General features: G+C 36.3%; 30 protein-coding genes. 2 read left to right on the plus strand and 28 right to left on the minus strand.

What is annotated here, in order from left to right:
* Window positions 1-9: 9 nt before the first annotated feature.
* The 3 genes from BW964_RS10340 to BW964_RS10350 form a co-directional block, all read right to left on the minus strand.
* Window positions 10-924, minus strand: a complete 915-nt coding sequence (locus BW964_RS10340; protein WP_076507013.1) for a dimethylarginine dimethylaminohydrolase family protein — start codon at window positions 922-924, stop codon at window positions 10-12.
* A 519-nt stretch (window positions 925-1,443) separates the two neighbouring features.
* Window positions 1,444-3,807, minus strand: a complete 2,364-nt coding sequence (locus tag BW964_RS10345) for a TonB-dependent receptor domain-containing protein (RefSeq protein ID WP_228432105.1) — start codon at window positions 3,805-3,807, stop codon at window positions 1,444-1,446.
* Window positions 3,808-3,900: 93 nt separating this feature from the next.
* Window positions 3,901-4,947 carry a helix-turn-helix domain-containing protein gene (locus BW964_RS10350; RefSeq protein ID WP_076507015.1) on the minus strand — a complete coding sequence of 349 codons (1,047 nt, stop codon included), beginning with the start codon at window positions 4,945-4,947 and terminating at the stop codon, window positions 3,901-3,903.
* A gap of 220 nt (window positions 4,948-5,167) precedes the next feature.
* Between BW964_RS10350 and BW964_RS10355 the strand changes: the two genes are divergently transcribed.
* Window positions 5,168-5,545 carry a hypothetical protein gene (locus BW964_RS10355; protein WP_123912006.1) on the plus strand — a complete coding sequence of 126 codons (378 nt, stop codon included), beginning with the start codon at window positions 5,168-5,170 and terminating at the stop codon, window positions 5,543-5,545.
* Between the two features lie 71 nt (window positions 5,546-5,616).
* Here the strand turns inward: BW964_RS10355 and BW964_RS10360 are convergent, their stop codons facing one another.
* From BW964_RS10360 to BW964_RS10400, 8 genes are all read right to left on the minus strand, one after another.
* The gene (locus BW964_RS10360) at window positions 5,617-6,903 is read right to left on the minus strand and encodes a citrate synthase (protein WP_076507018.1); all 1,287 of its coding nucleotides are present in this window, start codon (window positions 6,901-6,903) and stop codon (window positions 5,617-5,619) included.
* Between the two features lie 82 nt (window positions 6,904-6,985).
* The gene (gene eno / locus BW964_RS10365) at window positions 6,986-8,278 is read right to left on the minus strand and encodes a phosphopyruvate hydratase (protein ID WP_076507019.1); all 1,293 of its coding nucleotides are present in this window, start codon (window positions 8,276-8,278) and stop codon (window positions 6,986-6,988) included.
* 184 nt (window positions 8,279-8,462) lie between these two features.
* Window positions 8,463-9,026 carry a hypothetical protein gene (locus BW964_RS10370; protein WP_076507021.1) on the minus strand — a complete coding sequence of 188 codons (564 nt, stop codon included), beginning with the start codon at window positions 9,024-9,026 and terminating at the stop codon, window positions 8,463-8,465.
* Window positions 9,023-9,229, minus strand: a complete 207-nt coding sequence (locus BW964_RS10375) for a hypothetical protein (protein ID WP_076507022.1) — start codon at window positions 9,227-9,229, stop codon at window positions 9,023-9,025. The genes BW964_RS10370 and BW964_RS10375 overlap by 4 nt, the downstream gene beginning before the upstream one ends.
* 20 nt (window positions 9,230-9,249) lie before the next feature.
* Window positions 9,250-9,573, minus strand: coding sequence for a hypothetical protein (locus BW964_RS10380; RefSeq protein WP_076507024.1), 324 nt, complete (start codon window positions 9,571-9,573; stop codon window positions 9,250-9,252).
* Between the two features lie 132 nt (window positions 9,574-9,705).
* Entirely contained in the window at window positions 9,706-10,440 is a 735-nt protein-coding gene (locus tag BW964_RS10385) for a sensor histidine kinase (protein WP_228437932.1), read from the minus strand.
* A 683-nt stretch (window positions 10,441-11,123) separates the two neighbouring features.
* The gene (locus tag BW964_RS10395; RefSeq protein WP_123912005.1) at window positions 11,124-11,939 is read right to left on the minus strand and encodes a hypothetical protein; all 816 of its coding nucleotides are present in this window, start codon (window positions 11,937-11,939) and stop codon (window positions 11,124-11,126) included.
* A gap of 6 nt (window positions 11,940-11,945) precedes the next feature.
* Window positions 11,946-12,578, minus strand: a complete 633-nt coding sequence (locus tag BW964_RS10400; RefSeq protein ID WP_076507030.1) for a response regulator — start codon at window positions 12,576-12,578, stop codon at window positions 11,946-11,948.
* A gap of 176 nt (window positions 12,579-12,754) precedes the next feature.
* Here BW964_RS10400 and BW964_RS10405 point away from each other — a divergent pair, with 176 nt between their 5' ends.
* Window positions 12,755-13,189, plus strand: coding sequence for a hypothetical protein (locus tag BW964_RS10405; RefSeq protein WP_076507891.1), 435 nt, complete (start codon window positions 12,755-12,757; stop codon window positions 13,187-13,189).
* Between the two features lie 151 nt (window positions 13,190-13,340).
* Here BW964_RS10405 and rplQ read toward each other — a convergent pair whose 3' ends face one another.
* The 17 genes from rplQ to rplX all read right to left on the minus strand — a co-directional run bounded on the left by rplQ (window position 13,341) and on the right by rplX (window position 21,941).
* A complete protein-coding gene (rplQ, locus tag BW964_RS10410) occupies window positions 13,341-13,865 on the minus strand; it encodes a 50S ribosomal protein L17 (protein WP_073330029.1) in 525 nt (174 codons plus the stop codon).
* A 6-nt stretch (window positions 13,866-13,871) separates the two neighbouring features.
* A complete protein-coding gene (locus tag BW964_RS10415) occupies window positions 13,872-14,867 on the minus strand; it encodes a DNA-directed RNA polymerase subunit alpha (protein WP_076507032.1) in 996 nt (331 codons plus the stop codon).
* Between the two features lie 33 nt (window positions 14,868-14,900).
* A complete protein-coding gene (gene rpsD / locus BW964_RS10420) occupies window positions 14,901-15,509 on the minus strand; it encodes a 30S ribosomal protein S4 (RefSeq protein ID WP_034702881.1) in 609 nt (202 codons plus the stop codon).
* 19 nt (window positions 15,510-15,528) lie between these two features.
* Window positions 15,529-15,918, minus strand: a complete 390-nt coding sequence (rpsK, locus tag BW964_RS10425) for a 30S ribosomal protein S11 (protein ID WP_034702879.1) — start codon at window positions 15,916-15,918, stop codon at window positions 15,529-15,531.
* Window positions 15,919-15,930: 12 nt separating this feature from the next.
* The gene (gene rpsM / locus BW964_RS10430; protein WP_002983260.1) at window positions 15,931-16,308 is read right to left on the minus strand and encodes a 30S ribosomal protein S13; all 378 of its coding nucleotides are present in this window, start codon (window positions 16,306-16,308) and stop codon (window positions 15,931-15,933) included.
* Window positions 16,309-16,317: 9 nt separating this feature from the next.
* On the minus strand, window positions 16,318-16,434 hold the full coding sequence (gene rpmJ / locus BW964_RS10435) for a 50S ribosomal protein L36 (protein ID WP_007839480.1): 117 nt from the start codon (window positions 16,432-16,434) through the stop codon (window positions 16,318-16,320).
* 62 nt (window positions 16,435-16,496) lie between these two features.
* On the minus strand, window positions 16,497-16,712 hold the full coding sequence (gene infA, locus BW964_RS10440) for a translation initiation factor IF-1 (protein WP_034684855.1): 216 nt from the start codon (window positions 16,710-16,712) through the stop codon (window positions 16,497-16,499).
* A 3-nt stretch (window positions 16,713-16,715) separates the two neighbouring features.
* Window positions 16,716-18,095 (minus strand): preprotein translocase subunit SecY, encoded by a 1,380-nt coding sequence (secY, locus tag BW964_RS10445; protein WP_034702876.1) that lies wholly within the window; start codon window positions 18,093-18,095, stop codon window positions 16,716-16,718.
* A gap of 9 nt (window positions 18,096-18,104) precedes the next feature.
* Window positions 18,105-18,554 (minus strand): 50S ribosomal protein L15, encoded by a 450-nt coding sequence (gene rplO / locus BW964_RS10450; RefSeq protein ID WP_073330767.1) that lies wholly within the window; start codon window positions 18,552-18,554, stop codon window positions 18,105-18,107.
* Between the two features lie 19 nt (window positions 18,555-18,573).
* Window positions 18,574-18,750, minus strand: coding sequence for a 50S ribosomal protein L30 (gene rpmD / locus BW964_RS10455; RefSeq protein WP_007839493.1), 177 nt, complete (start codon window positions 18,748-18,750; stop codon window positions 18,574-18,576).
* 10 nt (window positions 18,751-18,760) lie between these two features.
* The gene (gene rpsE / locus BW964_RS10460) at window positions 18,761-19,282 is read right to left on the minus strand and encodes a 30S ribosomal protein S5 (RefSeq protein WP_073330039.1); all 522 of its coding nucleotides are present in this window, start codon (window positions 19,280-19,282) and stop codon (window positions 18,761-18,763) included.
* Window positions 19,283-19,301: 19 nt separating this feature from the next.
* A complete protein-coding gene (gene rplR / locus BW964_RS10465; protein WP_076507034.1) occupies window positions 19,302-19,655 on the minus strand; it encodes a 50S ribosomal protein L18 in 354 nt (117 codons plus the stop codon).
* Window positions 19,656-19,670: 15 nt separating this feature from the next.
* Window positions 19,671-20,216 (minus strand): 50S ribosomal protein L6, encoded by a 546-nt coding sequence (gene rplF, locus BW964_RS10470; RefSeq protein WP_034725977.1) that lies wholly within the window; start codon window positions 20,214-20,216, stop codon window positions 19,671-19,673.
* 17 nt (window positions 20,217-20,233) lie between these two features.
* A complete protein-coding gene (gene rpsH, locus BW964_RS10475; protein ID WP_034738766.1) occupies window positions 20,234-20,632 on the minus strand; it encodes a 30S ribosomal protein S8 in 399 nt (132 codons plus the stop codon).
* A gap of 144 nt (window positions 20,633-20,776) precedes the next feature.
* Window positions 20,777-21,046: a 30S ribosomal protein S14 gene (rpsN, locus tag BW964_RS10480; RefSeq protein ID WP_034702868.1), complete on the minus strand. Its 270-nt coding sequence runs from the start codon at window positions 21,044-21,046 to the stop codon at window positions 20,777-20,779.
* Between the two features lie 3 nt (window positions 21,047-21,049).
* Complete coding sequence (gene rplE / locus BW964_RS10485) at window positions 21,050-21,601, minus strand: 50S ribosomal protein L5 (RefSeq protein ID WP_073330047.1); 552 nt, start codon at window positions 21,599-21,601, stop codon at window positions 21,050-21,052.
* 13 nt (window positions 21,602-21,614) lie between these two features.
* Window positions 21,615-21,941 (minus strand): 50S ribosomal protein L24, encoded by a 327-nt coding sequence (gene rplX / locus BW964_RS10490; RefSeq protein ID WP_034738772.1) that lies wholly within the window; start codon window positions 21,939-21,941, stop codon window positions 21,615-21,617.
* Between the last annotated feature and the right edge of the window lie 19 nt (window positions 21,942-21,960).

Consider the following 21,960-nt stretch of genomic DNA (forward strand, 5'->3'; position numbering starts at 1 on the left):
CACATCAATCTACTCTCTCACCAACGGCATTGTAGAGCAACGTAAAAGGCCTCCCATTTTAGAGATTTCTCTGTAAGGAATTTCTTCTACAGTCATTCCCCACTCGTTTCTCAGGTGGTTGTTCATTCTTGTGAAGGTTTGGTCTGACACTACCACATCAGGAGAAATGGAGAAAATATTCGGAAACATTTCAAACATTTCTTCATCGTTAAGGTGGAAACAGTTTTCTTCCCCGAAAATATCAATGATCAGACGGTAATCACTTTCATCTACAAATCCGTTTTTATAAATAAGACATTTATCTTTTCCTACCGGATTGAATGTACAGTCCAGATGTAAAATACCTTCCAACGGAATTTTATCATTTTTCTTTAATTCAAGGTCAATGATTCTTTTCTTCGGAAAATATTCTTTTAAAATTTCAATAGCGTATTCGTTGGTTCTCGCTGTTTTATAATTTCTGTAATCTTCACTGAAACATGTTCCTATAAAAAGGAAATCATCCCATACGATAACGTCTCCCCCTTCGATGTGTGCTGTTTCCGGAAGATTGATAATTTTTCTCCAGGCTACCTTTTCAAAAACTTTTTTGTAAGCATCCTGCTCATCAGCTCTGTCTGCAATCACGTTTGAAATGATCATTTTATCATCGATCACAAAAGCTACGTCTCTTGAAAAAACCTGGTTGTAATCTTTGATAATGCTCGGGCGAAGTACCTCTACATCATATTTTTTCAGTACTGCTTCGAAGGCATTCATTTCATTGATGATATCCTCTTCTTTAGGATACCTATTGTGTTCGATAGAGTAATATGACTTCGCGTCATAGCTCTCTTCTAATGTGGGAACACCTCCCATTGAATTAGGCTGACCTAGAACAACTGATTTCAGCCTGCCCGTTTCGTTTTTAATGTTTAGTCTCATAAAGATTTATGCAATACTACAAATATAAGTAAAGGTCTCTATCTGGAAAACTTTTGATTTGTTTTATGCATCAAATTTGATTTTTATTGAATGTAGCATTTTAAGTGAGAAGCCTTATTTTATGTTGAAATTCCTATTAAGGCTATAGATTCCAATTCCATTTTCCCTATTAAATATCTACAACTAACTATTTTTCATCTACATAAGATACAGAAAACAATCAATTGTATAAAATAATTTCCTATATTAGTGATATAATTTCAATGGAATTATATTTTTAAAACTTAACGATTAACACCAAAAAATCAAAGTCATGAACAAGAAAAATCCAGTGCTGAAAAATGCACAAAAACTAGGTAGAAGCGAGCAAAAATTAATCACAGGAGGAGTTGGCCCAACTAAGCCAAGATATTGCTGTGAGTGGGATGAAAATGGAAAATGTACAATATGGACGTGCGGAAATTGTGTTTGTCCATAATAAAAATCACCAACCTGCTTATCACAAGCAGGTTTTTCTTTTTATCTGGCCCTGTTTTCTTCTTCTGTCTTCTGCACCTCTTTAGCCTGATATTTTGAACTTCCAAAGCTGTATCCTATAGAAACAATGAAACGACTACTGTCCCACCAATGGGTCAAACGGTTATCCATGATTTGTTTATGTCTGAATTCCAGCTGCTGATTGTAAGAGTCAAAAATATTGTTGTAGCTGATCTTTGTATTAAGTTTATTGTCAAACCATGATTTCTGCACAGACAGATCCACCGTATATCTTGGCTTAATAATGTACAGACTGTTTCCGGTTTTAGATTCATAATTCGCAAAAAGATTAACGGTATATCCCTTTGGTAATGAGAAAACCTGATTCACTCTAATCTCATAATTATAGACTTTTAAAGCAAATACCTCATCGAGATACGGCCTGAATTCGTAGTTATAATATCCCGTAATTTGACTGTTGATATTCCACCACCTGGTCACTTTTAAAGGAAAGCTGGTTTCCAGAGAGGCAAATTTCCGATACGGAAGATTGGTTCCAAGATATTCCAAAACATTAGTTTTTGGGTTGTAAAGCGGATAACGGGTCATCACATCTTTTTCTTTTCCTGCAGTAAAACTGGTCACCCAATTCTTATAACGGTACGTAAGTCTGATCTGACTTGTAAAAGAAGGCTGCAGATAAGGATTTCCAATCCAGTAGTTCAAAGGGCTAAAATAAACCCGGAAAGGGTTGAGCTGCGAAAATACAGGTCTTGTCATCTTTCTGCTGTACGACAGCGACCATTCAGTAGATTTATTAAATGCATAGGTTGTACTGAAAGACGGCAACCATTCCAGATAATTTCGTGAGACTACAGAATCCCTTGTAACGGCATCGGAAATACTTTTTGTATTTTCAAACCTGAGCCCTGCATTGACCTGAAGCTTTCCGAATTTCTGTCTGTAAGATACATAACCGGCCCAAATTTTCTCTTTGTACGAAAACATATTGCTACGTTCCGGATCAAAAACAAAACGGTCATTGACAGACAGGGTATCATAGCGGATATTATTATTAGTATCGGAATCGCTGTACTTCATTCCGGCTTCAATGTCTGCGTTCCCTATTTTTTGTGAAACATCTATCTGAGCAGTCCGGATGTCAATTTTATTCAGCAAATCAGATCTCCAGTAGGATAACAGCTTATTTGTGGATTGATCTCTATTGATAAAATCATCTTTCTGCTTATTTTTAACGGAAATATAATTCCCCAAAAAACTGAGTTTAAACCCTTTGCTCTGAAATGAATAGTCGGCGGTAACTCCATAGTTTTCCTGAGAATACGCTGTAGGATTTTCACTTTCGGTATAAAAAATCAACTGTGATTCATCTTGATTTGTTGTATACAGTGAGCCTGAACGAATGCGGTCGCTGGTTCTGAAGTTTCCTCTCAGGTTAACCCCCAATCTATTTTTGTCATTCAGCCTAAAATCTGCTCCAGTCTGGATATTGTATACCTTACCTTCATCTTCCTGATAGGTATTGGTTCGCATCACGTTGGTATTGGCAAGCTTTTGCAGTGCATTATAACGGTAGGTGGAAATGCCGTTATTATAACCTGCCTGTAAACTATAGGCTACTTTTTCTGTGTTGTAAGACAGGTTTAAAGAATTTTCCCTGTAGCTGAATTTATTTGCATAGGTATTTCCATTGTAATTCCCTTTCCAACCAAGATTTCCGTTTCTTTTCAGTCTGATATCGATGATTCCTTTAAATTCCGCATCATATTTTGAGGAAGGATTTGAGTTTACTTCAATGGATTCTACCATTTCCGGAGGAAGTGACCGAAGGTAAGACTGTAGCTCCTGACTGCTCATGGCAACAGGTTTCCCGTCAATAAATACTGCAGGGGGAATTCTTCCCGCTAAAAAAATACCGCCTTCCTGATCTATCGAAACGCCAGGTGTCTTTCTTAAAACTTCCATAAGATTGGCCGATGTTTTAAAGTCTTTATTTCCGGAAACGCTCATCACGATATTTCCATCATTAAGTTTTATATTTCTGGCTGCTGAACGGATCACTACTTCTGAAATATTTTCGGCAGCGGGTTCCAGCTCAATTAAAGAAAACGGTTCGGCCTTATTTATTTCTTTCATCTGATATCCTTCTTTATGGATCGACAAGTAGGTATTATCCGGATAGTAGGTTATCTGGAAAAGTCCCGAAGAATCACTCAACATTTTTTGCAGACTCTGCCGGTCAGACTTGTTTAGTATTGAAATTTCAGCCTGAAAAACTGGGTTCTTCGTTTCCGAATCCTGTACCTTTCCTTTGATGGTTACCTGAGCTTTTCCGAAACAGGAAAGAAACAAGAACAGCAGGGCAACCCATAATTTGATATTCATAATTTAAATTTTATGAAATCAAAAGTAGTTTGCCGTTCGAAAAAAAAGGTTTTGAAGTTGAAATTCCGCAGTACGGAATTATAATTATGAACTCTATAACCTCACTTCAGAAAGGGTTTGGGACTGTTTGTACAAAAGGGGTGTTGTATTTTTAATTTTTTTGAAGGTGGAAAAGAAGGTTGATTTAGAATTAAATCCTACTTCATAACCAATCTCTTCAATCTTCAGAAAGGAGCCGTTTTCTATTTTTTCACAGGCTTCACTGATCCTGTATTCATTGATATAGGTCGCAAAACTTTTCTCAAGATTGTCATTGAGCAATTGGGAAAGCTGGTGAGCAGACATGTTCATCTTAGCTGCGAGATCATTTAATTTAAGATTTGGATTCTTGTATAATTCTTCAGAATTCATGAGCCTTTCAAGTCTTGACACAAAACTTTCTGCGAGATCTTCTGAGATTTTTTTATTGGTATATCTGGGAATATCTTTTACCACAGTCTGTTCATTTTTTTTACTGAACAGAATTAAAAAGTTAGTATACAAAACAAATGAAAACACCAAACTTCCGCCAGCACAGTAGATTTGTATCCAGCCTGTAGAAAGTAACTGATAAGCGAGGAAAATAATCACATTGCTCATCAGTATGGGAGCGATCAATTGATTGGGTTTTCGGGCCGTCTGCTTTGAAAATAGATAATACTGATACACGGAAAGCAATACAAATACGGACCATACGGTATAAATAAAGGTTCCGAAATACTGGTCCCAGGTAACCGGAAAAAATAAATATAATAATCCAACCACCCCAAGAACCAAAGTTAAAGCCCCAAAAGATGTTCTGCATGTTTTTAAATCAAATTTTTCCTGCAGGAATGATGACCTGATATAGTAATACAAAGCCGGGCCTGTAAAAAATAATGCTGCCATTCCGAAATGAGGAATAATTCTCGGCAAGTCCGGATAGAAATACATAAAAACAGAAATTCCGACTCTACTGCTCAAAGTCAATAAAATCAGGCCTAAAAAGAAATCAGGAATGTATTTTAGTTTTTTGACACACAGGAGATAGATTCCCAGCAGCAAACCATTAAAGGCTCCTACCGCACTGAAGAAAAATAGCATCTGCTGTCCGAAAGTCATGATAATTGTTTTTTAATTTTTTATTTTAAGCTTTAGCCAAAACCTACTGATCGTTATCAACTTATGGAAGTAAATTTAATAAAATTATTGTGTTCGAATTGATTTAATCTGATAAAAGATTCACCTTTAAATTTTTGTACTTTAGACTATTCTTAAATCAATGAAAAAGTCTGATCAATCCCTTTACAATATCTGCATAGCTTCAATAAAACGGAAAACAATGAAACCTAACGATTTCAAGTGGACACAGTTTTATGATTCAGATTCCAATCCTAAATTATTATTCCAAAACTTTCCAATTGATTTTGCGGAAGAAGAGCTGATTATTTGCTCAGTTATTATTGATTCCGACAATTACAGTATTTTAACAACAAGAAAACTAATCACTAACAATAAGGGAAATATAGAATCCGGAAGTTTGATCAATGCTAAAAATAAATGGTATGGAGAATTTAAAAGCAAAACGGATCTGTATACCGTAGGGGAAGTTGAGTTATCTACTGGTAAAAGATTATTCTATTTTGTAGAAACTGGCAAAGCTTCAATGATTATGATTTATGGGGTAAGAACTTTAGTATTTATCAGTCAGGTAATTTAATTTTAAAATAACAATTTAAAACAAAAAATCCCAAAGCAAGCTTCGGGATTTTGTTTATGATAAAACAGGGATTATCTGTTTGTAATATCGATGTAATCTCTTTGTTGAGCCCCTTGGTAAACCTGTCTTGGTCTTCCGATAGGATCTCCTTTCATTCTCATTTCTTTCCACTGAGAAATCCATCCCGGTAGTCTTCCCAGAGCAAACATTACCGTGAACATTTCTGTAGGAATTCCTAATGCTCTGTAAATGATCCCTGAATAGAAGTCTACGTTTGGATATAGCTTTCTTTCTACGAAGTATTCGTCTTCAAGAGCTACTTTTTCCAGCTGCATTGCAATATCAAGGGCTTTATCCTGAATACCTAATGCGCTAAGGATGTCATCGGCTGCTTTTTTAATGATTTTCGCTCTTGGGTCAAAGTTTTTGTACACTCTGTGTCCAAAGCCCATCAGACGGAAGTTATCATTTTTATCTTTAGCTTTTGCTACCCATTTGTTAACGTCTCCACCATCTTTTTCGATTAACTCAAGCATTTCGATTACTGCCTGGTTAGCCCCTCCGTGAAGAGGACCCCAAAGCGCAGAAACTCCTGCAGAAATAGAGGCGAAAAGACCTGTGTGAGCGGAACCTACCATTCTTACTGTGGAAGTAGAACAGTTTTGTTCGTGGTCAGCATGAAGGATCAATAATTTATCAAGAGCATCTACAATTACCGGATTTACTTCAAATTCTTCGTTTGGTAATCTGAACGCCATTTTGTAGAAGTTTTCTACGTAGTTCAGGCTGTTGTCTCCGTGGTTAAGTGGAAGACCCTGAGTTTTTCTGTAAGTCCATGCGCAAAGGTGAGAGAATTTAGCAATCATCAATTCTGCAGCGTGGTCCATTTCTTCTTTAGAGTTGACGTTAACGGCTTTCGGGTTAAAAGCAGTCAAAGCGGAAGTTAAAGAAGATAAAACTCCCATAGGGTGTGCAGAACGAGGGAAAGCATCGATGATTTTTTTCATCTCCTCTGCTATGAAGTTATATTTTTTAATATTATTGTTGAAAGAACTGAACTGATCCTGAGTAGGTAATTCACCGTTTAATAAAAGGTACATTACTTCGGAGAAGTTAGATTTCTCAGCAATCTGCTCGATTGGATAACCTCTGTAGAATAATTCTCCTTTATCTCCGTCTAAGTAAGTGATGTCGCTAAGGGTAGCTCCGGTGTTTTTGTAACCTAAATCCAGAGTGATCAAACCTGTCTGGTCTCTTAATTTTGAAATATCAATCCCTCTGTCTCCGATAGTACTATCCACGATTGGATATTCATATGAATTACCTGCGTAATTCAATATTACTTTGTTGTCTGACATTTATTTATTTTTTTTTAAATATACTACTTTCCATAAAATACGGCAAACAAAAATTATCGCTTGCCGTCATTTATAAATTCAATTATCTTTTAATTTTAAATGCTTCTAATCCTGGGAAAATTGCTGTATCGCCTAGTGCTTCTTCAATTCTCAACAACTGGTTGTATTTCGCCATTCTGTCTGATCTTGAAGCAGATCCTGTTTTGATCTGTCCGCAGTTCATGGCTACTGCCAGGTCAGCGATTGTAGAATCTTCAGTTTCTCCTGATCTGTGAGACATTACTGAAGTGAATTTGTTATTCTGAGCCATCTGTACAGCATCCATTGTTTCAGAAAGAGAACCGATCTGGTTTACTTTTACAAGGATTGAGTTGGCAATACCTTCTTTTACTCCTCTTGACAATCTTTCAACATTGGTTACGAATAAATCGTCTCCCACAAGCTGTACTCTGTCTCCGATTTTATCGGTAAGCATTTTCCATCCTTCCCAGTCATTTTCCTGCATCCCGTCTTCGATAGAGATGATTGGATATTTAGCGGCTAATTCAGCAAGGTAAGACACCTGCTCGCTGCTTGAGAACTGAGCTGCATCGGGAGTCTGGAATTTTCTGTAATCGTAAATTCCGTCTTTGTAAAATTCTGAAGCGGCACAATCAAGCGCTAACATGATATCATCACCTGGCTTATAACCTGCTTTTTCAATAGCCTGAAGCAATGTATCCAAAGCATCTTCAGTTCCTTTGAAAGTAGGTGCAAAACCTCCTTCGTCTCCTACCGCTGTAGAAAGCCCTCTAGAATGAAGAATAGATTTCAGGTGATGAAAAATCTCAGTTCCTTTTCTCAATGCATCAGAGAAAGATTCTGCTTTTACCGGCATTACCATAAATTCCTGGAACGCGATAGGTGCATCAGAGTGAGATCCTCCGTTAATCACATTCATCATTGGAACAGGAAGTGTATTGGCATTTACGCCTCCTACATATTTATATAACGGAATTCTTAGTTCAGCTGCTGCTGCTTTTGCAACGGCTAAAGAAACTCCTAAAATTGCATTGGCACCAAGGTTTCCTTTGTTGGCCGTTCCATCAAGATCGATCATGATCTGGTCGATAAAATTCTGCTCAAAAACCGGTTGCCCGATTAAGTTTTCTGCAATTACTTCTTTTACGTTTTCAACAGCTTTCAGGACTCCTTTCCCCATATAAATTGAACCACCGTCACGTAATTCCACTGCTTCATGTTCACCTGTAGATGCTCCTGAAGGTACCGCAGCACGTCCCATGGCTCCGCTTTCTGTAAATACATCTACTTCAATGGTAGGATTACCTCTGGAATCCAAAATTTGTCTTGCTTCTATGAAAGAAATTGCACTCATATTGTTTAGTTTTAAACCATCCGCAAAAGCTTCAAGTTGTTTAATATTAATAATTATACTTCTTACAAATTTAATGAAAAAACTAACCTGATGAAAAAAGTAGGCTTTAATATTTGGTAATAATTCAAAAATTCTCCAAAGTTTTTTATAACTGTGGAGAACCAAAGATTAATTATTAATATTATTATTTTTCTTTATCCAAACGGTACTTTTTTCTTTCGTCAGGCGTCAGTGCGCGTAAAGTTTTTTCTTCTTCGGCCTTAGCTTCACTGGCTGCTGTCGAAGAAATTTCTTTTTGTACATCGGTAATAGCCTTTATCACCGTTTGAAAACTATCCCAATACATTCCATCTTGACAATGCTCTTTGAAGTTGACACAATGCTCTTCCAATCTATAAAGAGCGTCTCTAAGCATATTGACGGGTGCAGTTCTTTCGCCCAGCTTTGACAGTGTTTCCGTGATTTTGGTGATCTGATCAGCTGAAACACTGTCTCCAGATTTCAGTTTAGCCATCAGCTTGGTGGTGATCTCACGGGTAGTTGCTATTGCGGCATCCGGCTGTACTTCTGACAATATTTTATTGATCTCTCCCGTACCACTGATGCTTACTACCGATCCTCTTCTTGTTGCATCATAAGATATCTGATAATTCGAACTGGTACTTTTCAGTTCTTCTAATTTAGTATTGTGCGTTGCGCAGGAGGCAAGCAGTATACCTGTTCCCAGTAAAAAAAGAATTGTTTTCATGGCATTACATTATAAAGTGTTTTTTCGTCATCATCAAACATGGTTTCCCCTTTTTCCAGAACGGCAGTCATCGCTGTAAACTCTTTTACTTCCAAGCCATCTAATTTCTCGTCACTGTCATCTTCAAAGATGAAAATGATTTTTCCCTCATTAGAGTTCATTTTCCACTCTAATAAATAGTCTTTAACAATTTTTTCGCTCATGATATTTGTATTTTAAATCTTTATTTTTTAGATGAAGGTGCTAAAAGCCCGGCCAAAGCCCCGATGGCGCCTGATGAAATTGCCGTAAAAATGGTAATCAGCTGGGTCTCCAAAGTCCTCCCGTTCATAGAAAGTACAATAAGTCCTACGACAATTATTATCACGGCCAATCCCAGCATAAAAACAATAATCCGGTAGATCCATGAATCTGTATCCTTAGGATTTTGTGTTTCGATATTTTTTAACGCTCCAATTGGATCCGCCATAAAATCTTCCCGAAGCTGACTATTGTTTTTCAAAGCAGTTTCCAAATCTCCGATACTGTCATTAATAAGAGTTTTCATGGTTATACGTCTTGGTTTATTACTCAAAGTTCCACTAAAAAAACATTTCTGTCAATTACCCGAACGGGTGATTATAGAGCCTAAAAAAAGCACCACTGAAAAAGTGATGCTTCCTGTTTACAATCTGTAGATTTAAATCGTCGTTTTGAAGAGAATCTGTGTTCCCGGTCCTTCTTTTAAAATTTGGCATTCTCCATTCTGCTCCTTCATCCTTCTTTTCATATTCCGGAGCCCGTTTCCCCCGGAATGCTCATGCTGTATCCCTACTCCATCATCTGAAATTTTCATAGAAAAAACATTGTTTTCCTGTAAAAAAGATAGCTTTAATGATTGGGCACAGCTATGTTTGTAAGCATTATTAATGGCTTCTTTTAAGCATAAAAACATATTCCTTCTCAGTTCTGTAGAAATGGGAGTATCTGATATAATGTCTATACTTTCTGACCACAATTTGATTTTGGTCCTTTTTAGAAAGTTATCTGCATACTGTATAGCGTAATCTATAAAACTTCCCAGAGTGTCATTGCCTGAATTCAGACTCCACAGCATTTCTCTCATGGAAAGGTTGATTTCTTCAGAGGTTTTCAAAAGTTCATCGATATCACTTTGCAGGTCGTCATTTTTTGCTTTCTGTTTCAGAAATTCTGCCTGCAATTTCAGTGCTGAGATGCCTGCTCCCAGATCGTCATGCATATCGTGGGAGATGCGTTCCCGCTCCTGTTCTATAGATTTTTGTTTTTCGAGTTCTTTTTGGAGAAGCTGGTTTTGGTGTTCTGCTTCTTTGAGCTGTTTCTCTTTGATATATAAAAGCTGTTTACGGTTGTACATCAAAACGATGAAAATAATAAAAACAATGAATAGCATCATTACAATTATTGCAATAATGTATGTAATCTTTATTCTATCCAAATAGTTCATTTCCAATTTTGAAAAGCTAATTATTAATTTTTAAAGTATTTTCAATTGAATTCGAACCATTATCTTTTGTAAAAATACCTCTTAAGAACAATGTATAACAAAAAATAGTAATTCCCTGATAAAAGTGATTTATGCCTTGAAAAAAAATCATGTCCTTTTCAGCAAAAAATAATGAGGGAACAATACGCATCAAAAATATGGTACTCCATAATAGAAGTCCGGCACAAAACCAGAATTTCTGTTTATGATAGATTGAAATTTCATTAGGGTTTTTGATTTGTTGTATCATCCACTCCAAGCTAAGAAAAACATAAACAAAACTTTGTATTACTGGTAATAAATTTTCGCCTCCAATAATATTTTTTATAAACAGGCAAGTAATAATTATAAATAAAAGAACATATCTATTATAGTTTAATCTAAAAAGTTCTTTAAAATAAAATATAAAGAATAAAATATAAAAACCCTTGGTGTACTTATAAATACTGCCGTCAAATATCCCTGTAAATATTAGAATTTCTGACACAAAAACCACCCCAAAATATAAATACAGAAATCTTTGTCTTGCTGTTTTATGTATGATTGAAAAAGCAAGACAAAGAAAAATTATAATTAGGTATGATACATACATATTAACAGCCTGGAGGCTTCAGACAAAAGTCATCAGAGAAAACTGTGGGAGAAGTTCTAAGAGCTTTGGTCCGGCTTAGATCCATTAAGCACATGATTAAAGTTAAATGGTGCATCTTGCTTTTTTTCTTACTATTAAAAGTATTGTTTGTTACGACTCCTGGCAAAAACGCTAGAGTATGTTTTGCTGGATCATATTTGTCGAACTCAGCATATGGGATTAGTATTTCAGTAGTATTTCCATAGGTTTTATCACCCGAATGCTCTGAGTCTACCAATTTTATTTTTGTGATCGTCATTTCATTATAAATACCGACTTTGAAGGTACTATCCATTTTTTTGAAGTCATTATCGTTAATCTTCTTAATCACAGGGTCTGTGATAATGTATTTATTATTATCAGAATCAGCAAAAAGAACATCTAAATGATTATCTCTTGTTGTAAGGATTAAACGTACAGAATCATTCTTTTTTATCATTTTTTTCATTTCCTCTCCTACACTTCCAGTGATGTTAATAGAAAACGGATATTTTTTCCCCAATTCTAAATGAGGTTTATAATTATCTGAATATTTTTCGTAATACTTATCTGCATCTGTATCCGGTATTGTTGTTAATATAGAATGGAAAGTTAAATAATCATACTTCTTTATATATATACTGTCTCCATTGGGATCAGTGGGAGCGATATTGGTTTGCTGCTGCTTTTGTTCAGAAGATTCATTTTTGCCCTCTCTGTTCATGTCTTTTTTGCAGCTTACAAAAAATAACATTAAAGTTATTAAATAAGTAATTCTTAAAAATTTAATTGTTCTCATAATCTGTCAGTTTTTAAAATGGTTAAATTTATTTATTGCTTCTACTTTATTGCTGACATGCAGTTTTCGGTAGATGTTTCCTACGTGTTTTTTCACAGTGTCGATGCTGATGAATTTTTGATCGGCAATTTCTTTGTAGAGAAGCCCTTTTGAAAGAAGTTCCAAAATTTCTTTTTCGCGTTCGGTGAGGTCGTCTACCTCTTTGTTTTCCGGAAGTTTTCGTTCAAAATGGCCTAAAACCCTACGGGCGATGGATAGGCTCATGGGTGCACCTCCATTGTAAACATCCCGTATGGAGGACAGGATCTTGTCCATACTTTCTCCTTTAATGAGATACCCCATAGCTCCGGCTTTTAAGGAATTGAAAATCTTTTCGTCATCTTCAAAACTGGTACACATGATAAACTGTGTTCCGGGCATTTCTTTTCTGAGTTTTTCGATGATTTCAATGCCCAGCATATCCTGCAGCTGAATATCCATCATGACTACATCCGGAGAAAGAGCAGAGAGATCCTTAAGCGCATTATTGCCATCAAAGAACTGGGCCACGACCTTCATGTCATCCTGATAATTTATGACCTTCTTCAACGCATTGTTGTAGTTCTTCTCGTCTTCTACTATGGCGATGGAAATGCTCATTGTTTTTTGTTTAATACAAATTTCGCAAGAAAACAAAGTGGAATCAATTACACTTTTGTGTAATTTTAAGACTTGAGTTCAGGGCTATTGGTTTGTTTTTTGTTTCTATTAAATTTAGTTAAATTTCTATTACTTTAGAAAAACAATTAGTGCCTTATACATTAAAAAAAAAAATCATGAGAAAAAGCCTTTTAATAGCTGGTTCAGCTGTAGCATTATTACTAACAAGCTGCAAAAAAAATGAGAGCGGAAACAAAAGTGTCATAAAAATGGACAGTACTGAAACCGTAATCACAGATAATAATGGAAAAATTGATTCTTTAACGGAAAGTTCTTCAACGATTGAAGTGAACGGTAAGAAGATGGAAAAAACAGATTTCGTTTATAAAGCCACAGACGGAACTCTGGTAAAGGTAATATTCAAAAATGATCCTAAGGAAAATACGGTTGCCATTACCAGCAACAAAAAGACGTTCACCTTACCTAAGACTGAAACAAAAGACGGCGAAACGATCTATAAGAAAGATGATATGACTGCGAGAGTAAAGGGAGACAGTATTCACCTGGAACAGGGCAACAATGTCATTGAACTGAAGAGAACTAAAATCTAGTCAGGGTTCCGATTGCCGGATGCTGGTTTCGCGATTTACCATGACTGGTTTTATGTTCAGAATCGCCGGAGTAAATTAAAAAACACTCACCATTAAACAACAAAAAACCATCCAGAATCTGGATGGTTTTCTATTTATATCTGAGAATATATTATTCTGCAGTTTTCTCTTCTGTAGAGTCTGTTGCTTCTGCCTTAGGCTCTTCAACTTTTTCTTCTACTTTAGGAGCATCAGCAACTACAGCTTCTTTTTTAGCTGTTGTAGCTCTTCTACTTCTTCTAGTAGTCTTTTTCTCTTCAGCATTAGGATTGTAAAGTTCGTTGAAATCAACTAGCTCGATAAGAGCCATATCAGCAGCATCACCTTGTCTGAAACCAGTCTTGATGATTCTTGTATATCCGCCGTTTCTTTCTGCGATTTTAGGAGCTACTGATCTGAAAAGTTCAGTAACTGCTTCTTTACTTTGAAGATATGAAAAAACAATTCTTCTATTGTGTGTAGTATCTTCTTTTGCCTTTGTTAATAGAGGTTCAACATATACTCTTAAAGCTTTAGCTTTAGCTACAGTAGTGTTGATTCTTTTATGCTCAATTAGAGAACAAGCCATATTAGAAAGTAAAGCACTTCTATGAGAAGCTGTTCTTCCTAAGTGATTGAATTTTTTACCGTGTCTCATTATTAATTATTTATCAGCGTCTAACTTATATTTTGCAACGTCGAAACCGAAGTTAAGACCTTTTGAATGCACTAATTCTTCTAGTTCTGTCAAAGATTTTTTACCAAAATTTCTGAATTTCATCAAATCAGACTTACTGTAAGAAACAAGTTCACCAAGCGTTTCTACTTCAGCTGCTTTCAGACAGTTAAGGGCTCTTACAGAAAGATCCATATCTGCTAATTTAGACTTAAGTAGTTGTCTTGTATGAAGCGTCTCTTCGTCATATTGGATAGATGCTTTCACGGCTTCTGTTTCAAGAGTGATTCTCTCATCAGAGAATAACATGAAGTGATAAATTAATATCTTAGAAGCTTCTGTTAAAGCATTCTGAGGACTGATAGATCCATCAGTTTCTATATCTAATACAAGTTTTTCGTAGTCTGTTTTTTGCTCTACACGATAATTTTCAATGCTGTATTGTACTTTCTTAATTGGCGTGAAAATAGAGTCAATAGCAATAGTACCTACTGGTGCATTGTTTGACTTATTCTGATCTGAAGGAACATACCCTCTACCTTTTTCAATATTGAAAGTAATTTCGAAAGTTACATCACTGTTTAGGTTGCAAATCAAAAGATCTGGGTTTAATACCTCAAATCCGTTGATAGACTTTCCTAAATCACCAGCAGTAATAACCGTTTGACCGGAAACTTTAGCAATTACCTGCTCGTTAGCCTGGCCTTCTGCTGAAGCTTTTAATCTTACCTGCTTAAGGTTAAGAATGATTTCGGTAACGTCTTCGATTACTCCTGGAATAGTTGAAAATTCGTGCTCTACACCTTCTATTTTGATAGATGAAATAGCATATCCTTCCAGAGAAGAAAGCAACACTCTTCTCAAAGCATTACCGATTGTAAGCCCGAAACCTGGTTCTAATGGTCTGAATTCGAATTGACCTTTAAATTCATCAGAGTTAAGTAAAATTACTTTATCGGGTTTTATGAATTGTAAAATTGCCATATTATTGGGTTGAGCAAAAATTTGATTAAAAAATTATTTAGAGTAAAGTTCGACGATAAGCTGTTCCTTGATGTCCTCCGGAATCTGGATTCTTTCAGGAGCAGAAACGAAAGTACCTTCTTTCTTCTCATCGTTGAATTGTAACCACTCATAATTAGCTTTAGAAGCTAATGAATCAGTAACAACCTCAAGAGATTTAGATTTCTCTCTTACAGCGATCACATCACCTGCTTTTACTAAATAAGAAGGAATGTTAAGGATCTCACCATTCACTGTAATGTGTCTGTGAGAAGTTAACTGTCTAGCAGCAGATCTGGTTTTAGCAAACCCTAATCTGTAGACTACGTTATCCAATCTTGATTCACAAAGCTGTAATAGAACTTCACCTGTTACACCTTTACTTCTGTGTGCTTTTTCGAATAAATTTGCAAACTGTCTTTCTAAAATACCGTAAGTATATTTAGCTTTTTGCTTTTCAGCTAACTGAACTGCATATTCAGATTTTTTAGCACCTCTTCTTTTGTTAGGACCATGTTGTCCTGGCGGTTGGTTTTTTCTTCTTTCGAAGTTTTTGTCATCTCCGTAGATTGCAGCACCAAACTTTCTAGCAATCTTAGTTTTAGGTCCAATATATCTTGCCATAATGGGTAAATTCTAAAAATTAAACTCTTCTTCTTTTCGGTGGTCTACATCCATTGTGTGGCATAGGAGTAACGTCAATAATTTCGCTAACTTCAATACCTGAATTGTGGATTGTTCTGATCGCAGATTCTCTACCTGCACCAGGACCTTTCACGTACACCTTTACTCTTCTTAATCCAGCTTCGTGAGCAACATTAGAGCAATTTTCAGCTGCCATTTGAGCAGCAAATGGAGTATTCTTTTTAGAACCTCTGAAACCCATTTTACCGGCAGATGCCCAAGAGATAACTTCTCCGCTTTTATTTGTTAAAGAAATGATGATGTTATTGAAAGAAGCTTGAATATGTGCCTCACCAATAGCTTCAACTTTTACTTTTCTTTTTTTAACTACTTTACTTTGTTTTGCCATAATTCCTAACGATTATTTACTTGCCTTTTTCTTGTTAGCAACTGTTTTTCTCTTTCCTTTTCGGGTTCTAGAGTTGTTTTTCGTTCTCTGGCCTCTTAAAGGTAATCCTAGTCTGTGACGTATTCCTCGTTGGCATCCTATGTCCATCAATCTCTTGATGTTCAATTGCACTTCAGATCTTAATTCTCCTTCTACTTTTACGTTTTCAGAGATATAGGTTCTGATTGCAGCCAATTCATCGTCATTCCATTCGTTGACTTTCTTGTCTTCGCTGATACCGGCAGCTTTAAGGATTTCAGAAGAAGTACTTCTTCCAACTCCGTAGATGTAAGTTAAACCGATAACACCTCTTTTGTTTTTTGGTAAATCAATACCTGCAATTCTCGCCATAATTTAATGTTAGCCTTGTCTTTGTTTAAATTTTGGGTTCTTCTTGTTGATTACGAACAGCACACCTTTTCTGCGTACAATTTTGCAATCAGCGCTTCTTTTTTTAATTGATGCTCTAACTTTCATTTTGATAGTATTTATTTTTCAACAAGAGCCAAACGGAACATACATTCCATTTGGCGTTTGTTTTAATATCTAAATGTGATCCTCCCTTTTGTTAAATCATAGGGAGACATTTCTAGTTTTACCTTGTCTCCAGGTAAAAGTTTAATATAATGCATTCTCATTTTACCGGAAATATGAGCGATAAGTATATGCCCATTCTCCAGCTCTACACGGAACTGGGCGTTCGAAAGTGCTTCCGTAATAACGCCGTCTTGTTCAATATGTTTTTGTTTTGCCATAAATTAATATCCAGTCGTTCTTGACAATTTAGACTGCATTAAGCCATCATAGTGATGATTCAGCAGATATGTATTAATCTGTTGAACGGTATCTAAAATAACTCCAACCATAATCAATAATGATGTTCCCCCGAAAAATAGGGCAAACGCATCTGTCTGAACAAAGCTTCCATGCACTATTGCTGGAAGGACTGCAAAGATAGATAAAAATATTGCACCTGGCAAGGTTATTTTTGATAAAATATCATCTAAATAATCAGCTGTCTCTTTACCGGGTCTTACTTTCGGTACTAAACCTCCATTTCTCTTCAAATCATCAGCCATTTGGTTTACCGGAATTGTAATTGCAGTATAGAAAAATGAGAATATAATAATTAATAGCGCGAACAATACGTTGTACTGCCAGCTAAAAACATTCTTGAAACCTGCAAGAAAAGTATTGGACTCATCGAATTTTGTCAATAATCCTGGTACGAACATCAATGCCTGCGCAAAGATAATCGGCATTACACCAGCAGCATTCACTTTCAATGGGATCCATTGTCTTGCTCCCTGCATAAGATTTCTGTTTACACCTCCTCTTGCTTGAGCTCTGCTTACATACTGAATCGGAATTTTTCTCACTGCGACGGATAATACCACCGCTAAGAGAACTACCAGCATCCAGAATATTACTTCAATAAGGATCATGATAGATCCCATTCCTCCTTTTCCGTTCTGCACGGCCATTTCCTGTACGAATGCTTCCGGTAATCTTGACAGGATCCCCACCATAATAAGGATGGAAATACCGTTTCCGATACCTTTGTCGGTGATTTTCTCACCTAACCACATTGCGAACACTGAACCAGCCACCAAGATAACTATACTTGGTAACCAGAACATGATGGAATTCGGCTCTACATAATATGCAGACTGGAACTGAGCATACGGTAAGAATAATTGAGTAATAGAAGTTAAATAAGAAGGGGCCTGTACAAGACACACTCCGATCGTTAACCATCTAGTAATTTGATTCAATGTATTTCTACCTGACTCTCCATCCTTCTGAAGTTTCTGAAGATAAGGAATAGCCATTCCCATCAACTGAACAATAATAGAAGCAGAAATATAAGGCATGATACCCAACGCCATTACGGAAGCGTGGCTGAAAGCTCCCCCCGTAAACGACGAAAGCAAGCCAAGGAGACCTGCTCCTTGCTTGTTACCGCCTTGATTTTTATAATGCTCTAAGAGATCTCCCACCTCTGCAAGGTTAATTGCAGGAAGCGAGATATAAGATGCGAATCTATACACAAGGATAATACCTAACGTAAAGAGAATTTTATCTCTTAACTCCTTTAGGCTCCATATATTTTTAAGTGTTTGTATAAATTCTTTCATTAGTAAGTATTATAAGGTAATTGCTTTTCCACCTGCTTTAGCAATAAGCTCTTCAGCAGATTTAGTGAACTTGTCAGCAGAGATTGAAACCGCTGATTTCAATTCTCCTCTACCCATAATTTTCACTAATTCGTTTTTAGAAACGATCCCGTTTTCTACTAAAACTTCTTTCGTGATTTCTCCAGTGATGGATTTGTTCTCGATTAAAGTTTGAATAGTATCAAGATTAACGCCTCTAAACTCTTTTCTGTTTACGTTTTTGAATCCGAATTTAGGTAATCTTCTTTGTAAAGGCATCTGTCCACCTTCGAAACCGATTTTCTGAGAATAACCAGCTCTAGCTTTCTGACCTTTATGTCCTTTCGTAGAAGTACCTCCTTTTCCTGTACCCTGTCCTCTACCAATTCTTTTAGAGTTGTGAGTTGCACCTGCAGCAGGTCTTATGTTGTTTAAATTCATCTTAATTTTTGTTTTAAAATTATTTTTGAACTTCAAGTAAATGACTAACTGCAGCTATCATTCCTAAAATAGAAGGCGTAGCTTCGTGTTCTACAACTTGGTGAAGTTTCTTAAATCCTAATGCTTCAAGCGTTCTCTTTTGGGTTTTTGTTCTTCCAATAGCGCTTCTTACTTGCTTTACTTTGATTGTTGCCATTGTTCTAATATTAACCGTTAAACACTTTACTTAGAGAAACTCCTCTCATTCTAGCGATCTCTTCAGGTCTTCTGATATCCAATAACGCTTTGAAAGTAGCTTTCACCACGTTGTGAGGGTTAGAAGATCCTTTAGATTTTGAAAGGATATCGTGAATACCAGCAGACTCTAATACCGCTCTTACCGCACCACCGGCGATAAGTCCTGTACCGTGAGAAGCAGGTCTCATAAAGATATCTGCACCACCGTATCTAGCAGTCGTCTGGTGAGGGATCGTGTGGTTCATTACCGGAACTTTCACAAGGTTTTTCTTAGCATCTTCAACTGCTTTAGCAATTGCAGAAGCAACTTCCTTAGATTTTCCTAAACCATGACCGATGATTCCATCTTCATTACCTACTACAACAATAGCAGAAAATCCGAAAGCTCTACCTCCTTTGGTTACTTTTGTTACTCTGTTAACAGCTACGAGACGATCTTTTAATTCTAATCCTCCCGGTTTTACTCTTTCTATATTATCTAGTCCTAACATATTTCCGAAATTTTAATGATTAGAATTTAAGTCCTCCTTCTCTCGCCCCATCAGCTAGAGCTTTCACTCTTCCGTGGTATACGAATCCGTTTCTGTCAAATACAATCTTTTCAATTCCTGCAGCGATAGCTTTGGCAGCGATAGCTTTACCAACAGCAGCAGAAATTTCAGTCTTAGTACCATTAGCGTCTACTCCTTTCTCTCTAGAAGAAGCAGCGGCTAAAGTTGTACCATTTTTATCGTCGATTAACTGAGCGTAAATTTCCTTATTACTTTTATATACAGATAATCTTGGCAATTCAGAAGATCCAGAGATTTTTCCTCTTACTCTTCTTTTGATTCTTATTCTTTTTTCTAATTTACTTAATGCCATAATACTTATAATTTATTAAGCAGATTTACCAGCTTTACGTCTAACAATTTCTCCAAGGAATCTTACACCTTTTCCTTTGTAAGGCTCAGGCTTTCTGAAAGAACGGATCTTTGCAGCTACCATTCCTAGAAGTTGATTGTCATGAGACGCTAAAGTAATAATTGGGTTTTTACCTTTTTCAGTCAATGTATCTACTTTTACTTCGTTTGGAAGTTCCAATACGATACCGTGAGAGAATCCTAAAGCTAACTCAAGTTTTTGACCTGTGTGTGAAGCTCTATATCCTACCCCTACTAGTTCTAGTTTCTTTTCGAAACCTTTTTCAACACCAACAATCATGTTGTTGATCAACGCTCTGTATAAACCGTGAAGCGCTTTGTGTTGCTTAGAATCAGATGGTCTGTTTACATTAAGCTCGCCATCTTTTTGTTCTAAAGTAATTCCTGCTGTAAGCTCCTGAGAAAGTTCTCCTTTAGGACCTTTTACCGTTACAACACCGTTATTTTCAGTGACTGTAATTCCAGCTGGAATTGTTATAATTGCTTTACCAATTCTTGACATTTTCCTCTGATTAAAAATTAATAAACATAGCAGATTACTTCACCGCCTACTTTTTCTTCTCTAGCCTTCTTGTCAGTCATTACTCCTTTAGAAGTAGAGATAACAGCTATACCCAAACCGTTCAGTACTCTTGGAAGTTCTGTAGAACCTTTGTACTGTCTTAAACCTGGTCTAGAAGCTCTTTGAATAGACTTGATAGCCGGTTTGTTAGTTTGCTTGTCATACTTTAAAGCGATTTTGATCGTTCCTTGAACAGCGCTATCTTCAAACTTAAAGTTTAAGATATACCCTTGATCAAATAAGATCTTAGTAATCTCCTTTTTGATTTTCGATGCAGGAATTTCCACCACTTTGTGGCCTGCGCTTTGTGCGTTCCTTACTCTTGTTAGGAAATCTGAAATTGGATCTGTTACCATTTTTCTTTTTTAAATTATTGGTTAAAGACAATCAGTATTGAAGGGACTTGAAGATCAAAATATCAGACTTCAGAAAAACTTGGGTCTGATATTTTTATTCTCTAGTATCCAGACAACTTAATTGTCCCGATTAATTAGTAATTATTACCAACTAGCTTTTTTCACTCCCGGGATAAGACCGTTGTTGGCCATTTCACGGAACGTTACTCTAGAAAGACCGAAAGTTCTCATGTACCCTCTTGGTCTACCTGTTAGTTTACATCTGTTGTGTAATCTTACAGGAGAAGCATTTTTAGGTAATTTCTGAAGACCTTCATAGTCACCAGCTTCTTTTAAAGCTTTTCTTTTGTCAGCGTATTTAGCAACTAGTGCTTCTCTTTTGCGCTCACGCGCTTTCATTGATTCTTTAGCCATTTCTTAGTTCTTTTTAAATGGTAAACCGAAGTGAGTTAATAATGCTTTCGCTTCTTTATCTGTTTTCGCAGTTGTTACGAAAGTGATGTCCATCCCCTGGATTTTTTTCACTTTGTCAATTACGATCTCAGGAAAGATAATCTGCTCAGTAATACCTAAGTTGTAGTTACCTCTACCATCGAACCCGTCTGCTTTGATACCAGAGAAATCTCTGATACGTGGTAAAGCAGAAGCAGTAAGTCTGTCTAAGAATTCATACATTTTATGAGCTCTCAATGTTACTTTAGCACCTACAGGCATACCTTTTCTCAATTTGAAAGCAGCTTCGTCTTTCTTAGAGATGGTACCAACTGCTTTCTGACCAGTAATCATTGTTAATTCTTCTACAGCATAATCAATGATTTTCTTGTCTGCAGTCGCATCACCTAATCCTTGAGATAGGATGATTTTTTCCAATTTAGGTACCTGCATTACAGATTTGTAGCCAAATTCTTCCATCATTGCAGGAACAATTTTCTCTCTGTATATATTTTTGGGTCTTGCTATAAATTCCATGTGTTAATTCAAATTATAAAGTTTCACCCGTTTTTTTATCGATTCTTACTTTCTTATCTCCCTCGATTTTGTAACCGATTTTGATAGCTTTTCCGTCTTTACCAACTAAAGCTATGTTTGAGATATGAATAGAAGCTTCCTTTTCAGTGATTCCACCTTGAGGGTTAGAAGCTGAAGGCTTAACGTGTTTTTTAACAATGTTAAGACCTGCAACGATAACTCTAGGATCCTTTCCTTCTTTTTTGATCACTTCAATAACTTCACCAGTTTTACCTTTGATATCTTTCTTACCAGTAGTAATGATTACGTTATCTCCTCTTTTTATTTTTAACTTTGACATTTTCTTTTAAAAATTTTAA

Origin of the sequence: Chryseobacterium shigense (assembly GCF_900156575.1) — a bacterium.
GTDB classification, from domain to species: Bacteria; Bacteroidota; Bacteroidia; order Flavobacteriales; family Weeksellaceae; genus Chryseobacterium; species Chryseobacterium shigense.

Excerpts from the sequence above, each read along its gene's own strand:
- BW964_RS10370 (WP_076507021.1), bottom strand. The coding sequence starts at position 9,026 with ATGAAAACAATTCTTTTTTTACTGGGAACAGGTATACTGCTTGCCTCC.
- rplR (WP_076507034.1), bottom strand. The coding sequence starts at position 19,655 with ATGGCATTAAGTAAATTAGAAAAAAGAATAAGAATCAAAAGAAGAGTA.
- rplF (WP_034725977.1), bottom strand. The coding sequence starts at position 20,216 with ATGTCAAGAATTGGTAAAGCAATTATAACAATTCCAGCTGGAATTACA.
- rplE (WP_073330047.1), bottom strand. The coding sequence starts at position 21,601 with ATGGAATTTATAGCAAGACCCAAAAATATATACAGAGAGAAAATTGTT.
- BW964_RS10340 (WP_076507013.1), bottom strand. The coding sequence starts at position 924 with ATGAGACTAAACATTAAAAACGAAACGGGCAGGCTGAAATCAGTTGTT.
- BW964_RS10400 (WP_076507030.1), bottom strand. The coding sequence starts at position 12,578 with ATGAGCATTTCCATCGCCATAGTAGAAGACGAGAAGAACTACAACAAT.
- BW964_RS10385 (WP_228437932.1), bottom strand. The coding sequence starts at position 10,440 with ATGATGCTATTCATTGTTTTTATTATTTTCATCGTTTTGATGTACAAC.
- rpsE (WP_073330039.1), bottom strand. The coding sequence starts at position 19,282 with ATGTTAGGACTAGATAATATAGAAAGAGTAAAACCGGGAGGATTAGAA.
- rplQ (WP_073330029.1), bottom strand. The coding sequence starts at position 13,865 with ATGAGACACGGTAAAAAATTCAATCACTTAGGAAGAACAGCTTCTCAT.
- rpsK (WP_034702879.1), bottom strand. The coding sequence starts at position 15,918 with ATGGCAAAACAAAGTAAAGTAGTTAAAAAAAGAAAAGTAAAAGTTGAA.
- rpsM (WP_002983260.1), bottom strand. The coding sequence starts at position 16,308 with ATGGCGAGAATTGCAGGTATTGATTTACCAAAAAACAAAAGAGGTGTT.
- rplO (WP_073330767.1), bottom strand. The coding sequence starts at position 18,554 with ATGAATTTAAACAACATAAGACCTGCTGCAGGTGCAACTCACAACTCT.
- BW964_RS10355 (WP_123912006.1), top strand. The coding sequence starts at position 5,168 with ATGAAACCTAACGATTTCAAGTGGACACAGTTTTATGATTCAGATTCC.
- BW964_RS10405 (WP_076507891.1), top strand. The coding sequence starts at position 12,755 with ATGAGAAAAAGCCTTTTAATAGCTGGTTCAGCTGTAGCATTATTACTA.
- eno (WP_076507019.1), bottom strand. The coding sequence starts at position 8,278 with ATGAGTGCAATTTCTTTCATAGAAGCAAGACAAATTTTGGATTCCAGA.
- secY (WP_034702876.1), bottom strand. The coding sequence starts at position 18,095 with ATGAAAGAATTTATACAAACACTTAAAAATATATGGAGCCTAAAGGAG.
- BW964_RS10345 (WP_228432105.1), bottom strand. The coding sequence starts at position 3,807 with ATGAATATCAAATTATGGGTTGCCCTGCTGTTCTTGTTTCTTTCCTGT.
- BW964_RS10360 (WP_076507018.1), bottom strand. The coding sequence starts at position 6,903 with ATGTCAGACAACAAAGTAATATTGAATTACGCAGGTAATTCATATGAA.
- BW964_RS10380 (WP_076507024.1), bottom strand. The coding sequence starts at position 9,573 with ATGAAAACTCTTATTAATGACAGTATCGGAGATTTGGAAACTGCTTTG.
- rpmD (WP_007839493.1), bottom strand. The coding sequence starts at position 18,750 with ATGGCAACAATCAAAGTAAAGCAAGTAAGAAGCGCTATTGGAAGAACA.
- rpsN (WP_034702868.1), bottom strand. The coding sequence starts at position 21,046 with ATGGCTAAAGAATCAATGAAAGCGCGTGAGCGCAAAAGAGAAGCACTA.
- rpsH (WP_034738766.1), bottom strand. The coding sequence starts at position 20,632 with ATGGTAACAGATCCAATTTCAGATTTCCTAACAAGAGTAAGGAACGCA.
- BW964_RS10350 (WP_076507015.1), bottom strand. The coding sequence starts at position 4,947 with ATGACTTTCGGACAGCAGATGCTATTTTTCTTCAGTGCGGTAGGAGCC.
- BW964_RS10395 (WP_123912005.1), bottom strand. The coding sequence starts at position 11,939 with ATGAGAACAATTAAATTTTTAAGAATTACTTATTTAATAACTTTAATG.
- rpsD (WP_034702881.1), bottom strand. The coding sequence starts at position 15,509 with ATGGCAAGATATATTGGACCTAAAACTAAGATTGCTAGAAAGTTTGGT.
- rplX (WP_034738772.1), bottom strand. The coding sequence starts at position 21,941 with ATGTCAAAGTTAAAAATAAAAAGAGGAGATAACGTAATCATTACTACT.
- BW964_RS10375 (WP_076507022.1), bottom strand. The coding sequence starts at position 9,229 with ATGAGCGAAAAAATTGTTAAAGACTATTTATTAGAGTGGAAAATGAAC.
- rpmJ (WP_007839480.1), bottom strand. The coding sequence starts at position 16,434 with ATGAAAGTTAGAGCATCAATTAAAAAAAGAAGCGCTGATTGCAAAATT.
- infA (WP_034684855.1), bottom strand. The coding sequence starts at position 16,712 with ATGGCAAAACAAAAACATATTGAACAAGACGGCGTTATTACGGAAGCA.
- BW964_RS10415 (WP_076507032.1), bottom strand. The coding sequence starts at position 14,867 with ATGGCAATTTTACAATTCATAAAACCCGATAAAGTAATTTTACTTAAC.